The sequence below is a fragment of the Microbacterium sp. Ag1 genome (genome assembly GCF_001005635.1).
In the GTDB taxonomy this organism is placed as follows: domain Bacteria; phylum Actinomycetota; class Actinomycetes; order Actinomycetales; family Microbacteriaceae; genus Microbacterium; species Microbacterium oxydans.
Map to the genome: position 1 here is coordinate 43,745 of NZ_LBCR01000026.1, position 12,954 is coordinate 56,698.

General features: G+C 68.8%; 13 protein-coding genes. 9 read left to right on the top strand and 4 right to left on the bottom strand.

What is annotated here, in order from left to right; genetic code table 11:
- The first annotated feature begins 45 nt into the window (after window positions 1-45).
- Genes AAY78_RS05185 through AAY78_RS05200 form a run of 4 tightly spaced genes read left to right on the top strand, consistent with a single transcriptional unit; the run spans window position 46 to window position 3,876 of the window.
- Window positions 46-1,041, top strand: coding sequence for a siderophore ABC transporter substrate-binding protein (locus AAY78_RS05185; RefSeq protein WP_046747283.1), 996 nt, complete (start codon window positions 46-48; stop codon window positions 1,039-1,041).
- A gap of 48 nt (window positions 1,042-1,089) precedes the next feature.
- Window positions 1,090-2,076 carry an ABC transporter permease gene (locus AAY78_RS05190; RefSeq protein WP_046747284.1) on the top strand — a complete coding sequence of 329 codons (987 nt, stop codon included), beginning with the start codon at window positions 1,090-1,092 and terminating at the stop codon, window positions 2,074-2,076.
- A gap of 19 nt (window positions 2,077-2,095) precedes the next feature.
- On the top strand, window positions 2,096-3,124 hold the full coding sequence (locus AAY78_RS05195; RefSeq protein ID WP_046747428.1) for an iron chelate uptake ABC transporter family permease subunit: 1,029 nt from the start codon (window positions 2,096-2,098) through the stop codon (window positions 3,122-3,124).
- Window positions 3,121-3,876 (top strand): iron ABC transporter ATP-binding protein, encoded by a 756-nt coding sequence (locus tag AAY78_RS05200; RefSeq protein ID WP_046747285.1) that lies wholly within the window; start codon window positions 3,121-3,123, stop codon window positions 3,874-3,876. Before AAY78_RS05195 ends, AAY78_RS05200 begins: the two co-directional genes overlap by 4 nt.
- A gap of 16 nt (window positions 3,877-3,892) precedes the next feature.
- Here the strand turns inward: AAY78_RS05200 and AAY78_RS05205 are convergent, their stop codons facing one another.
- From AAY78_RS05205 to AAY78_RS05215, 3 genes are read right to left on the bottom strand one after another with little or no spacing between them, the layout of a single operon-like run.
- Window positions 3,893-4,090: a hypothetical protein gene (locus AAY78_RS05205; RefSeq protein WP_021198082.1), complete on the bottom strand. Its 198-nt coding sequence runs from the start codon at window positions 4,088-4,090 to the stop codon at window positions 3,893-3,895.
- 22 nt (window positions 4,091-4,112) lie between these two features.
- Window positions 4,113-5,072, bottom strand: a complete 960-nt coding sequence (locus tag AAY78_RS05210; RefSeq protein WP_046747286.1) for a DNA-3-methyladenine glycosylase family protein — start codon at window positions 5,070-5,072, stop codon at window positions 4,113-4,115.
- A gap of 44 nt (window positions 5,073-5,116) precedes the next feature.
- The gene (locus AAY78_RS05215) at window positions 5,117-5,827 is read right to left on the bottom strand and encodes a winged helix-turn-helix domain-containing protein (RefSeq protein WP_046747429.1); all 711 of its coding nucleotides are present in this window, start codon (window positions 5,825-5,827) and stop codon (window positions 5,117-5,119) included.
- A gap of 333 nt (window positions 5,828-6,160) precedes the next feature.
- Between AAY78_RS05215 and AAY78_RS05220 the strand changes: the two genes are divergently transcribed.
- From AAY78_RS05220 to AAY78_RS05235, 4 genes are all read left to right on the top strand, one after another.
- Window positions 6,161-6,469: a GNAT family N-acetyltransferase gene (locus tag AAY78_RS05220; RefSeq protein WP_046747287.1), complete on the top strand. Its 309-nt coding sequence runs from the start codon at window positions 6,161-6,163 to the stop codon at window positions 6,467-6,469.
- A 52-nt stretch (window positions 6,470-6,521) separates the two neighbouring features.
- On the top strand, window positions 6,522-7,004 hold the full coding sequence (locus AAY78_RS05225; protein ID WP_046747288.1) for a DIP1984 family protein: 483 nt from the start codon (window positions 6,522-6,524) through the stop codon (window positions 7,002-7,004).
- A 255-nt stretch (window positions 7,005-7,259) separates the two neighbouring features.
- On the top strand, window positions 7,260-8,429 hold the full coding sequence (locus tag AAY78_RS05230; RefSeq protein WP_046747289.1) for an exonuclease SbcCD subunit D: 1,170 nt from the start codon (window positions 7,260-7,262) through the stop codon (window positions 8,427-8,429).
- On the top strand, window positions 8,430-11,414 hold the full coding sequence (locus tag AAY78_RS05235; RefSeq protein ID WP_046747290.1) for an AAA family ATPase: 2,985 nt from the start codon (window positions 8,430-8,432) through the stop codon (window positions 11,412-11,414).
- Window positions 11,415-11,444: 30 nt separating this feature from the next.
- On the opposite strand, the gene AAY78_RS05240 is transcribed toward AAY78_RS05235, so the two are convergent.
- Window positions 11,445-12,002: a phosphorylase family protein gene (locus AAY78_RS05240; RefSeq protein ID WP_046747291.1), complete on the bottom strand. Its 558-nt coding sequence runs from the start codon at window positions 12,000-12,002 to the stop codon at window positions 11,445-11,447.
- A 107-nt stretch (window positions 12,003-12,109) separates the two neighbouring features.
- Here AAY78_RS05240 and nadE point away from each other — a divergent pair, with 107 nt between their 5' ends.
- Window positions 12,110-12,928, top strand: a complete 819-nt coding sequence (nadE, locus tag AAY78_RS05245; protein ID WP_046747292.1) for an ammonia-dependent NAD(+) synthetase — start codon at window positions 12,110-12,112, stop codon at window positions 12,926-12,928.
- Window positions 12,929-12,954 lie beyond the last annotated feature (26 nt).

Sequence of the window (12,954 nt, forward strand, 5' to 3'; positions counted from 1 at the left end):
GCGCCCATCGTGTGCGCACCGATCCCGCAGAACAGGAGTCTCTCCATGTCCGTGCCCAGAACCCTCACCGCTACGAGCGCCGCTCTCGTCGGCCTCCTCGCCCTCGCCGGGTGCACCTCCGGAGGCTCGGAGGAAGCGGAGAAGACCGAACCGGCAGCAGCCACCGTCACGATCGAGGACAACACGGGCACGAAGGAGATCGCCACCCCACCCGCATCGGTGGTCGCCCTCGACAACCGCACCTTCCAGACGCTCTCCGACTGGGGCGTCGAGCTCTCCGCCGGGGCCGTGGCACTCATGCCGGAGACCGTGTCGTATGTGAAGGACGACGGGATCGTCGACATCGGCCTGCACAGCGAGCCGAACCTCGAAGCCGTCGTCGCCGTCGAGCCCGACCTGATCATCAGCGGCCAGCGTTTCACGCAGCACAACGCGGCGATCGCGGACCTCGTCCCCGACGCCACCATCGTCGACCTCGAGCCGCGTGACGGCGAGCCCTTCGACGAGGAGCTCAAGCGCCAGGTCACGGTGCTCGGCGAGATCTTCGGCAAGCAGGACGAGGCGAAGACGCTCGTGGACGACTTCGATGCCGCCGTCGAGCGCGCGAAGGCCGCATACGACGACGCCGACACCGTGATGGCCGTCAACACGTCGGGAGGCCAGATCGGCTACCTCGCGCCGACCGTCGGCCGATCGCTGGGACCGATCTACGACATCCTCGGACTCACGCCCGCTCTCGAGGTGGACGATGCGAGTGACGACCACCAGGGCGACGAGATCTCCGTCGAAGCCATCGCCTCCTCGAACCCGGACTGGATCCTCGTGCTCGACCGCGATGCGGTGTTCGCCGCCGAGACCCCCGACTACGTGCAGGCGGCCGAGATCCTCGAGAGCACCGAAGCCCTCGCCTCGGTCACCGCCGTGAAGGAGAAGCAGCTCGTCTACATGCCGACAGACACCTACCTGAACGAGGGCATCCAGACCTACACCACGTTCTTGAACGACCTCGCCGACGCCCTCGAGAAGAGCGCGAAGAACTGAGCTGACGCGGCGGCATCCGGGTGATCCGGATGCCGCCGCCGCACCACCATGGTCTCCACAGACATCGCTTCGCCGCCCCGCAACGCCGGGCGGCTCTTCGACGTGAAGCTGCTCATCGGCGTGCTCGTCGTCGCCGCCCTGCTCGTGATCTCGCTCTTCACGGGTGTGTACGACATCGCCGGCGCGGACGACGGCGCGCAGATGTTCCAGATCACACGTATCCCGCGCACGGTCGCCCTCGTCCTGGCCGGCGCCTCGATGGCCATGGCGGGACTGGTGATGCAGCTGCTCACCCAGAACCGCTTCGTCGAGCCGACCACGACGGGTACCACGGAGTGGGCAGGGCTCGGCCTCCTCGCCGTCATGATCCTCGTGCCGCAGCCGTCCCTCCCGCTGCGGATGGCCGGTGCGGTACTGGCAGCCTTCGTGGGCACCATGGTGTTCTTCGCGTTCCTGCGGCGGGTGGCGCTCAGATCATCCCTGATCGTCCCGATCGTCGGCATCATGCTCGGTGCCGTGGTGGGTGCTCTCTCGACCTACCTCGCTCTGGCCACGAACTCGCTGCAGATCATCGGCGTCTGGTTCGCCGGCAGCTTCACCTCGGTGATGCGCGGCCAGTACGAGATGCTCTGGATCGTGGCCATCATCGGCGTGATCGTCTTCATCGTCGCCGATCGACTCACCATCGCCGGACTCGGCGAAGAGATCGCGACCAACGTCGGGGTGAACTACAACCGGATCATCCTGCTCGGCACCGTCCTGATCGCGGTCACCACCGGCGTGGTCACCGTCGTCGTGGGGAATCTCCCCTTCCTCGGATTGATCGTGCCGAACATCGTCTCGATGGTGCGCGGCGACGATCTGCGCAGCAACCTGCCCTGGGTGTGTCTGCTGGGGATCGGGATCGTCACGGTCTGCGACATCATCGGGCGCACGATCATCATGCCCTTCGAGGTCCCGGTCTCGCTGATCCTCGGGGTCGTCGGCGCCGTGGTCTTCGTGCTCCTCCTGCTCAGGCAGCGTCGACGTGGCTAGCGGCATGATGCGCGCCGCGATGAGCGACGCGGCAACTGCCGGAGGGCTCCGTTCGGCGGGCTCCTTCACGACCCCGCAGGCGCGGCGTCGGTACTTCCTCGTGCTCGGCATCCTCATCGTCCTCGCCGCAGGTTCCGGTTTCGGTCTGCTCGCGTGGGCGAATCCCATGCCCGTCGGCTCCGCGGGCTTCTGGCGCATCGCTCAGCACCGGGCGACAGACGTGACCGTGATGGCGCTCGTCGCCGTCGCTCAGGCCGTCGCCACGGTGAGCTTCCAGACCGTGACGAACAACCGCATCATCACGCCGTCGATCATGGGCTTCGAGTCGCTGTACCGGGTGGTGCAGACCTCGACCGTGTATCTGTTCGGCGTGGCGGGCATCGTGGCCATCCAGGGCGTGGGGCAGTTCGCGATCCAGGTGGCGATCATGGTCGGCCTCGCGGTGGCGCTCTACGGCTGGCTGCTCTCGGGTCGTTACGGCAACCTGCAGATCATGCTCCTCGTCGGCATCGTGATCGGAGGCGGTCTCGGCGCGATCGCCACCTTCATGCAGCGTCTGCTCACCCCCAGCGAGTTCGACGTGCTCGCCGCGCGTCTGTTCGGCAACGTGTCGAACGCCGATCCCTCGTACCTGCCGCTGGCGATCCCGCTGGTGGTCGCGGCCTCGGGGCTGCTGTGGCTGCGCTCGCGCCGACTCAACCTGATGGCACTCGGTCCGGATGCCGCGCGCTCACTCGGCGTCGATCATCGGCGCGAGCTGTTCATCGTGCTGTTCCTCGTCGCCGTGCTCATGGCGACCTCGACCGCGTTGGTGGGGCCGATGACCTTCCTCGGCTTCCTGGTCGCGACGCTCGCGTACCAGTTCGCCGATACCCATGATCACCGGCTGATCTTCCCGGTCGCCGTGCTCACGGCCTTCACCATCCTGGCCGGGGCGTATTTCGTGATGAAGAACATCTTCTACGCGCAGGGCATGGTGTCGATCCTGATCGAGCTCGTGGGCGGCATCGTGTTCCTCATCGTCATCCTCAGAAAGGGCAGGCTGTGATCGCACTCGACGGCGTCCGCCGGGACTACAGCAGCGAGGTCGCGATCGGCCCCGTCGACCTCGAGATCCCCGCCGGCGGCATCACCGCTCTCATCGGTCCGAACGGTGCAGGCAAGTCGACTCTGCTCACGATGATCGGGCGTCTCAGCGGGATGGACGCCGGAGCCATCGAGATCGCCGGACTCGATGTGGCGTCCACGAAGTCGAAGGACCTGGCGAAGGTCGTGTCGATCCTGCGCCAGGAGAACCACTTCGTCACGCGCCTCACCGTGCGTCAACTGGTCGGCTTCGGGCGCTTCCCGCATTCGAAGGGTCGGCTGAACCGCGCGGATGAGGAGATCATCAGTCGAGCCATCGACTTCCTCGACCTCGGCGCGCTGGAGGGCAGGTATCTCGACGAGCTCTCCGGTGGGCAGCGCCAGCGCGCCTACGTCGCGATGGTCCTCGCGCAGGACACCGAGTTCGTGCTGCTGGACGAGCCGCTCAACAACCTCGACATGCGGCATGCGGTGCAGATGATGAAGCACCTGCGACGCGCGTCGGAGGAGCTCGGACGCACGATCGTCATCGTGCTGCACGACATCAACTTCGCGAGCCACTACGCCGACCACATCTGCGCCATGAAGGACGGAGCCGTCGTGGAGTTCGGGGCGCCGGCCGCGATCATGACGGACGACGTCCTCACGCGGGTCTTCGACACTCCCGTGCGCGTTGTCGACGGTCCGTCAGGGCCGCTCGCCGTCTACTACTGACCCGTCGTCCCGAGGATCAGAGCTCGATGCCGTGGTCCTCGTCGTTGACGCCGGCGTTGTTGCCGCGCCGCGATTCGTACCCGAGGAACCAGCCCAGCCACACGATCGCGGCGAGCAGCACACCGAGCCAGACGTTCTGGAAGATCAGCCCGATCACGACGCCGACGATCAGAAGGCCGACGGTGACGAGGATGCGCAGCATGGAACGGGACATGGCACCAGCATAGGTGCCGGTGTCAGCGGCGGCGATGGTCCTCCGGTGCGAGGCGAGGACCCCGTCGCGGTTCCTGCACACCGCTGGCGTGGATGAGGCGCACGACGCGTTGCCGCTGCCCGGACCAGGGGGAGAGGAGTTCGATCATCCCGTCGTCATCGGTGCGAGTGCCGGTCAGGGCGTAGCCGACCTGGTGGGCGAGGTGGTAGTCGCCGACGCTCACCGCGTCGGGGTCGCCGAGCGAGCGGATGCGGGTCTCCGCCGATGTCCACACCCCCACGCCGGGAAGGCTCGTGAGCACCCGATCGCGATCAGCCCCCGTGGAGGCCGTGCGTACGGCGCGGGCGATGCGGTCTCCGCGTTCAGCCGCACGCACGATGGTGCGAGACTGCGGTGGCTCGACTCCGGCTCTGTGCCAGGCCCAGGAAGGGATCCGGTGCCACTGCTCAGGTGCTGGCGCGGTGAACATCGGGCGCGGCGTCGGTCCCGGCGCGCGCGTTCCGAAGCGGCTGACCAGCCAGCGCCACGCGCCGAAGGCCTGCATGCCGGTCACCTTCTGCTCGATGATCGCGCACGCGAGCGCGTCGAACACCTCGTCGGTGCGGGTCAGGCGCAGTCCCGGATGCCGCCGCGCGGAATCGGCGATGAGGGGGTGATGCGACGCGTCGAAGTCCCCGGCGTCGTCGTGCGCCCCGCACAGGGCGGGGACGAGCTCGAGGGCCGGACCCGATCCGGGGCCCCACGCCGTCGCGCGCACCTCGCCGCCGATCATTCGCAGCGCCAGGGTGGCCGGTCCGAGCGGCGTGCGCATCGCCCGCCAGATGACGGGGCCGTCTATGACCATCGTGGGGTCGTTGCCACCGCGTCGGAGCATACCCACGGTGCTGCGCAGATCGAGCTCGTGCGGCGGTCGGTAGACCGTCTCTCGAGGGGCCTCCGAGCGAGCGGCTCCTGCCGCAGCGGGGTCGGCCGTCAGAGTCATGCGCCCACCCTACGCTCCGGTCCTGACACCGGAGTCCTGGGTGCTCAGAACCGGTCGGGCGAGGGCGTGCCGTGACCGTAGCGGATCACGACGTCGGCGTGCCGATCGAAGCGGTAGCCGATTCCGCGCACGGTGCGCACGATGTCCTCGTAGCGACCCAGCTTCGCCCGGAGGCGGCGCACGTGCACGTCGATCGTGCGCTCGCCCGGCGTCTCGTCGTCCTGTGCCTGCCAGAGCGCTGACACCAGTTCGCTGCGCTCGATCGTGCGTCCCTCGCGCAGCACCAGGTACTGCAGCAGCTCGAACTCCTTGTAAGTGAAGGCTGCGGACTCGCCGTCGATCAGCACACGCTTGCGGGAGATGTCGACCGTGACGCCGCTCTCCTCGTCGGTGGTCTCCTCCTCGGCGGCGGCCTTGGTGCGGGCGATCGCGCCCGGCTCCTGCAGTGCGAGGCGCACGACGTCGAGGTCGCGCCCTCCCGAACCGTGGGGCGCGAGGGCGACGGTGGCGTGGGTCTCGGCTCCCGGCGCGAGCTCGGCGAGCGTGCGACGCAGGGCATCGACGAGCAGGGGGAGGCTGACTCCGGCCTCTGCGGCCTTGATCTCGTCCAGGCCCACGTAGAGGGCGAAGCCACGGGGCGAGCGCACGGCGGGGAGGTCGGCTCCGGCAGGAGAGAGCGGCGCGGCGGTCTCGGGCTGCGTGCGGACGGCGGCGGTGGTGGTGGCGGGACGCTCGAGAAGTGCGGTGTTCGACATGATGATGAAGTCCTCAGGACGTGAGCCCGGACCGAAAGGGGCTCTGATGCGTTGCATGAATGACCGGCGGAGCCGGGAATCGAGCAAAGGGTGGATGCTCGGTGACACTGACCTCGCAGATGGCGAGGGGTTCAGGTCAGGCGGGGTGGCTGTTCGTTCAGCGACACATTCGGCAACACATGCCAACGCGACCGGGCATCATCATCCCGGCAGTCCTGTTCGCCTCCTGGGCGGACGAGGGGCTTGCGTTGGTAGTCATGGGGGGATTATGTCCGATCGTGACGTCTCATGTCAAAACGCCCGGGCGTCCCTGACGGGCGTAACGTGGTTCCAATGACGATCTCGCACACCGTCGGCGGCTTCATCCTGACCGACGAGAAGGACGCCTCGCGTTACACGCTCATGCGTGACGGCAAGCTCGTGAGCGTGCTCGACTACCGCGACGACGGCCACACGATCGCCCTCACCCGAGCCTTCACGATCCCGACTTTCCGCGGGAACGGCTATGCGGGGAAGGTCGTCGAAGGTGCGGTGGCCGACATCGAGCAGCGCGGCGATCGCAAGGTCGACGCCGTGTGCTGGTACGTGGCCGACTGGTTCGCCGCCCACCCGGAGCGCGCCAGCCTGCTGCGTACTCGCTGACTCTCCGACCGTATGACGAACTGTTACGCCGCGCCCCTGCGAGGATGACGTCATGAAACTCGCCGAGGCCCTCACCGCACGCGCCGACCTGCAGCGCCGGATCGAGCAGCTGCGGGCGCGCATCGTCGCGAACGCCCGCTACCAGGAGGGCGAGGAACCGGCGGAGGATGCCGCCGCCCTGATCGTCGAGGTCGACGCGGCGTTGACGCAACTGCGCGACCTCATCCGCCGCATCAACGCCACCAACGCGCGACTGCATCTGGGTGCGGACGGCACCATGACCGACGCGCTGGCTTCCCGCGACGTGCTCCGTCTTCGGCACTCCGTGCTGACGGATGCGGCAGCCGCCGCTTCGGGGGCCAACGACCAGTTCCTCCGCCAGATGCGCTCGGAGCTGCGTCAGGTCTCCGCGCTCCCCGTCTCACAGCTGCGCTCGCGCGCCGACGCCGTCGCGCAGGAGTTGCGTGAGCTCGACAACAGGATCCAGCAGGCGAACTGGTCGAACGATCTCGAGGAGGAGAGCGGGAGTCGGTAGTCACGACGAAGCGGGCACAACCCTCAGCCGGCGGGGCAAGCCGGCACCTGTCGGGCGGAGGGCAGCCCTGATCTCGCATCGCGCAGCCCTGCACTCCGCACAGGTGAAGGTGCACAGCGCATCTCGCATCACCGCGTGCCGATCGTCGTGGCGAGGGTGGGTCAGGGGACCTTCCGCTCCCTCCTCCGCGCCGGGTGCGGGCCGCGCACGGCACGCCTCGGACGGAATGTCGGAGGGGGTTCGTACCGTGTGAGTATGCGGATCCTGCACACCTCGGACTGGCACATCGGCCGGACGTTCCATGGCAATTCGACCATGGACGCTCTCGCCGAGGTGCTCGAGGCGCTCACCGCGCAGGTTCGCGACAATGCGGTCGACGTGGTCGTCGTCGCGGGAGACGTCTTCGATTCCGCCACCCCGTCCGGCGCGGCATACACGCTGCTGGGCGATGCGCTGGTGGCGCTGCACGAGACGGGCGCCCGCGTCATCGTCACGAGCGGCAACCACGACTCCGCCGCACGACTCGGGTTCCAGGCGCGCCTTCTCCGCGAGGGCATCCACGTGCTCACAGACCCCCTCGCGGTGGGTGTGCCGGTGACCATCGCCGATGACCACGGACCGGTGCATTTCTACGGCATCCCCTACCTCGAGCCGGCCATCGTGCGTCAGCACTGGCCCGAGGGCGATGCATCCGGGCGTCAGCTGCGCACCCAGGCGCAGACCATGGCGCATGCGATGGACCTGGTCCGCGCCGGCATGGACCAGCACGGAGGCCGAGCGGTGGCGATCGCGCACTGCTTCGCCGCGGGTGTCGACGCGACCGCCGGGCTCGAGCGCGAGGTGCGACAGGGCGGTCTCGACGTCGTGCCGCTGAGCGTGTTCGACGGACCCGACTACGTGGCGCTCGGCCATATCCACGGACGCCAGCAGCTCAGCGACCGCGTGCGCTACGCGGGCGCGCCTCTGCACTACAGCTTCGGAGAGCAGCACAAGCCCCGTGGTTGCTGGCTCGTCGACATCGACGCCGAAGGACTCGCCGGCGTGGAGTGGATGGAACTGCCGGTGCCCCGGCGGCTTGTCACCCTCACCGGCCCGCTCGAGGAGATCCTGTCCACCGAGCTGGTCGCGCAGCACGCGGATGACTGGGTCTGCGCCGTCTACACCGATGCGGTGCCGCAGCGCGAGCCCATGCGGCGTCTTCGCGAGAGCTTCCCGTACTGCGCCATGGTGCAGCACCAGCCGGAGGTGACCGCCGAGGTCGACGAGCGCTCCTATGTGCAACGGCTGCGCACCGCTGTCACCGATGCCGACCGCATCGATGCCTTCCTCGAGCACGTGCGGGCCGGGCACGGACCCACAGAGGCCGAGAGCGAGCTGATCCGCGCGGTGCTCGACGAGCGGGTGCGTGCCGAGGCGCTCGTCTAGATGCGTCTTCATCGTCTGGAGGTCGAAGGCTTCGGCCCGTTCCGGTCGCGACAGACCGTTGACTTCGACGCCTTCGCCGACGACGGCATCTTCCTGATCGCCGGACGGACCGGGGCGGGCAAGTCGAGCATCCTCGATGCGGTGTGCTTCGGCCTGTACGGCGGGGTGCCTCGATACGAGGGCGGCGAGAAACGCCTCCGAAGCGATCACTGCGAGCCTGACGATCCCTCAGAGGTGGTCGTCGAGTTCAGCACGCCGGCCGGTCGATACCGCGTCACGCGCTCGCCCGAGTACCTGCGCCCGGCCAAGCGCGGTGGTGGCATGACCAAGCAAGCGGCCGCCGTGTCGCTCGACGAGTGGACGGACAGTGGATGGATCGGCCGTGCCGCGCGGGCGGTCGACGTCGCCGGCGAGCTCGATGAGATCCTTCAGCTCAGTCGCGAGCAGTTCCTGCAGGTGATCCTGCTCGCACAGAACCGGTTCTCGGAGTTCCTGCTCGCGGGCAGCCGCGATCGCCAGGCACTGCTGCGGCGGCTGTTCGGAACGCAACGATTCGAAGACGTGCAGGCGCGGTTCGACGATCGTCGCCGTGCGGCCGAACAAGTGCTCGGCAGTCGTCTCGCCGCCGTCGAGGCGCGTATCGACGAGGCCGAGAACCTCGTGGTCGCCGGCGGGCTGTCGGGAGACGGCGATGACACCGTGGCGGAGACGTCGCAGGCTCCCGCGTCGATCGACGAGCGGCTGGAGGCCCTCCGGCGGGCGAAGGCTCGCGCCGACTACCGTGCGGAGCGTCGTGCCTCCGATCGCGCCGATGCCGAGCAACAGTCGACCGCTGCCGATGCCGAACTCGCCATCGCCCGGGAGGAACGACGCGCGCAACAGGAGCGCGATCGAGCCAGATCCGCCCTCGAACGCCTCGATGCCGAGGCGCCGTCGATCGAGCACGCCCGTGCCGAGCTCGCCGCGTCGCGCGCCGCCGAGTCGCTTCGTCCGATAATCGCCGCCGCTGCGCGAGCGGCTGGAGCGCTCGAGGCTGCCGGCCTGGATGAGCAGAACGCCCGCGTGACCGGGCAGGCGATGGGGCTTCCCGTCGACGACGACCTCGAGGCGTGGGCGCAGGAGCGCACCAGGGAGATCGGCGCCTGGCAGCGGGCGCGGGAACTCGAAGAGAGCGCACCGGCTCTGGACGCCGAGGTGCGCGCCGCCGAGGAGGCGGTCGCGGTCGCCACCGCACGCATCCAGGCCGCCGATGCGAAGCGGGCCGCGCTCCCGGAAGAGGTCACCGCACTCAACGCATCGCGCGACGCGGCGCGGAGCCTGGCAGATCGGGTGGAGGACAGGCGGGCGGCACAGGAGACCGCAGACGCACGACGCGTGGCGGCGCGGGAGGCGGAGAGGCTGCGGACAGCGGAGCTCTCGGTAGACGTCGAGCTCACGCAGGCGACGGCGTTGCATGCGGCGGCTCAGTCCACGCTGGCCGAGCTGCGCCGGCGCCGCACGGACGGCATGGCGGGAGAACTCGCGTCGACGCTCCGACACGAACAGCCCTGTCCGGTCTGCGGCTCGCTCGAGCACCCTGCGCCGGCCACGCACGCCGATCCCGTCTCGCCGGAGGACATCGCCGTCGCGGAAGAAGCGCGCGACTCCGCGGCCCGGCGGGAAGGCGAGCTGGCATCCAGATCCTCTGCGCTCCGCGCCGAACTCGCGGCCGCCACCGCTCGCGCCGACGGGCGCGACGTCGAACGTGCCGAGACCGAGTACGAGGAGGCCGCTGCGGCTCTCGCGGACAGCCGAGCGGCTGTCGAGACGCTGACCGCGCTCGACACGCAGCTCGCGGACCTCGTGACGCGGCTCGAGCATCTCGACACCGAACGAGAAGACGACGCGAGGGCTTTGGCCGAGGCACGCGAACAGCATGCCGTCCTGCGTCAACGTCGCACGGAGGCACGGGAGCTGATCGCCGCGGCGCGGGCTGCGTTCCCCACGGTCGCCGAACGGCTGGCGGACAACGAGGCCAAGGTCGCGGCTGCGCGTGCGCTGAGCCAGGCGATCTCCGAGCGCGTGCGCAGGGCCGAGGCCCTCGTCGGCGCCCAGGCACAGCGCGACGCCGGTCTCGCGGACTCCGTGTTCGCTGACGAGGTAGCAGCAGTAGAGGCGCTGCGCCCGCTCTCAGTCCAGGAAGCGCTGGACGCGCGGATCACGCAGCACGCGGTGCAACGGGAGAAGGAGCGGGCCGTGCTGTTCGACCTCGAACTCCGCACCCTGCCGGAAGAGCCCATCGACCTGGCACCGGCCGAACGAGCATCAGCGGAAGCTCGTAGCCTCTGGACCACGGCGGTCGACGAGGCAGCCAAGGCCGCCGGCGCCGCGGAACGGCTCGGCGGGCTGATCGATTCTGCCGCGATCGAGCAGGCTCGCAGCGCCGACGAGGCCGCGGAGTTCGAGGTGCTGCAGAACCTCGCGGACACGATCGCGGGCAGGGGCGTCAACACCCGCAAGATGACTTTGGAGACGTTCGTCCTCGCGGCAGAGCTCGAGGAGATCGTCGAGGCGGCCAACCGTCGGCTGCACGAGATGTCCACCGGGCGGTATCAGCTGCGGCACTCCGACGCGCTCGCGGCCCGCGGTGCGGCTTCCGGACTCGGCATCGTGGTGTTCGACGCGTTCACCGGCCAGACCCGACCACCGCAGTCGTTGTCGGGAGGTGAGACCTTCCTCACGTCACTCGCGTTGGCGCTGGGATTGGCAGAGGTCGTGACGGCACGCGCGGGCGGCATCCGCTTGGACACACTCTTCATCGACGAGGGGTTCGGTTCCCTCGACGGTGACACTCTCGACGTGGCCATGCGCACACTCGATGAGTTGCGGCAGGGCGGCAGGACCGTCGGCGTGATCAGCCATGTCGAGGCCATGCAGGAGCAGATCCCCGCGCAGCTCACGGTGCGAGCGCTGCCCAACGGCCCCAGCATCATCGACGCCCGCTGACGCGGGCCAGTGCGATCCGCCTGTCGTGCGTCAGACGCCGTATTCGCTGCGGATGACGTCGCGCAGCTGCACGCTGCAGCGGGCGACGGCCTCGCGCCAGTCTGTCAGCGCGCCGTCTTCCGCCTGGTCGGACACCGCACGCAACACGCGGATCGGAACACCGAACTGCTCGGCGACCCAGATGAAGGCGTAGGTCTCCATGTCGACCAGTGCAGCACCGGAGGGGCGGATCACGGCGGTGACCTCGGCGTCCTCGACGAAGTGGTCACCGGTCGCGATCAACACGCCGTCGCGTCCGGTGGAGACGCGTGCAGGCAGTGAGACGTGCTGCCCGCGAACGCCGTCGAGGTCGGTGACGTCGTGCTGGAACGCGCTGCCGACCTCGTGGACGGTCGCCTCGAGGCCGGGCTCGATGGCTCCGGCTGTTCCGACCACCACGATCTCGTCGTAGACCTTGGCATCGAGTGCGCGGGTCAGGCCGTACGTGGCCGGCAGCTTTCCGGCGCCGGTCACGAGTCGGTCGAAGCCGTCGAGCTCCTCCGGGAATGCGGACAGTTCGGAATCGAGGGCAGCGACGAGGAGCTTCACCGGTCCATTCTCTCAGGCCTTCGCTGGCAGGAGCATGCGAACGCCGCGGCGTCACCCGGACGTAACACGCAGGGGCGATACTGGTCGAGGACAAGACGGAGGATGACATGTCGTTGCAGAAGCAGATCTCTGAAGACCTCGGCGTCAGGCCCGAGATCGATCCTGAGGCCGAGACCGATCGTCGGATCGGTTTCCTCGCCGACTACCTGCGTGCCACCGGAGCGAAGGGGTTCGTGCTCGGGATCTCGGGCGGGCAGGACTCCACGTTGGCCGGCCGTCTGGCACAGCTCGCGGTGGAGCGCGTGCGCGCCGAGGGCGGCGAGGCGAAGTTCCTCGCGGTGCGTCTGCCCTATCGGGTTCAGCACGATGCCGAAGATGCGGAAGCCGCGCTGGCGTTCATCGCGCCCGACTCCTCCGTCGAGGTCAACATCCAGAACGGTGTCGACGGAGTGGAGGAGGACATCGAGTTCGCGGTCACGAGCGACATCAGCGACTTCAACCGCGGCAACATCAAGGCTCGCGTCCGCATGGTCACGCAGTATGCGCTCGCCGGTCACGACGGACTGCTGGTGATCGGCACCGACCATGCGGCGGAGGCGGTGACCGGCTTCTACACGAAGTTCGGTGACGGCGCTGCCGACATCCTCCCGTTGTCCGGGCTCAGCAAGCGGCAGGGACGCTCGCTGCTGCAGTTCCTCGACGCTCCGGACCGACTCGCCTTCAAGGTGCCGACGGCCGATCTCTTGGACGGCCAGCCCGGACGCGCCGACGAGGACGAACTCGGCCTCACGTACGAGCAGATCGACGACTTCCTCGAGGGGCGCGAGGTCGATCCTGAGGTCGCCGGTCGCATCGAGGCCAGGTATCTCGCGACGCTGCACAAGCGACACCTCCCGGTGACGCCCGACGACACCTGGTGGCGCTGAACCCGCGCGTCGAGGAGCCGCCCGCT

Coding starts and splice junctions, on each gene's coding strand:
- AAY78_RS05185 (WP_046747283.1), top strand. CDS start 46: ATGTCCGTGCCCAGAACCCTCACCGCTACGAGCGCCGCTCTCGTCGGC.
- AAY78_RS05190 (WP_046747284.1), top strand. CDS start 1,090: ATGGTCTCCACAGACATCGCTTCGCCGCCCCGCAACGCCGGGCGGCTC.
- AAY78_RS05195 (WP_046747428.1), top strand. CDS start 2,096: ATGAGCGACGCGGCAACTGCCGGAGGGCTCCGTTCGGCGGGCTCCTTC.
- AAY78_RS05205 (WP_021198082.1), bottom strand. CDS start 4,090: ATGTCCCGTTCCATGCTGCGCATCCTCGTCACCGTCGGCCTTCTGATC.
- AAY78_RS05210 (WP_046747286.1), bottom strand. CDS start 5,072: ATGACTCTGACGGCCGACCCCGCTGCGGCAGGAGCCGCTCGCTCGGAG.
- AAY78_RS05215 (WP_046747429.1), bottom strand. CDS start 5,827: ATGTCGAACACCGCACTTCTCGAGCGTCCCGCCACCACCACCGCCGCC.
- AAY78_RS05220 (WP_046747287.1), top strand. CDS start 6,161: ATGACGATCTCGCACACCGTCGGCGGCTTCATCCTGACCGACGAGAAG.
- AAY78_RS05225 (WP_046747288.1), top strand. CDS start 6,522: ATGAAACTCGCCGAGGCCCTCACCGCACGCGCCGACCTGCAGCGCCGG.
- AAY78_RS05230 (WP_046747289.1), top strand. CDS start 7,260: ATGCGGATCCTGCACACCTCGGACTGGCACATCGGCCGGACGTTCCAT.
- AAY78_RS05235 (WP_046747290.1), top strand. CDS start 8,430: ATGCGTCTTCATCGTCTGGAGGTCGAAGGCTTCGGCCCGTTCCGGTCG.
- nadE (WP_046747292.1), top strand. CDS start 12,110: ATGTCGTTGCAGAAGCAGATCTCTGAAGACCTCGGCGTCAGGCCCGAG.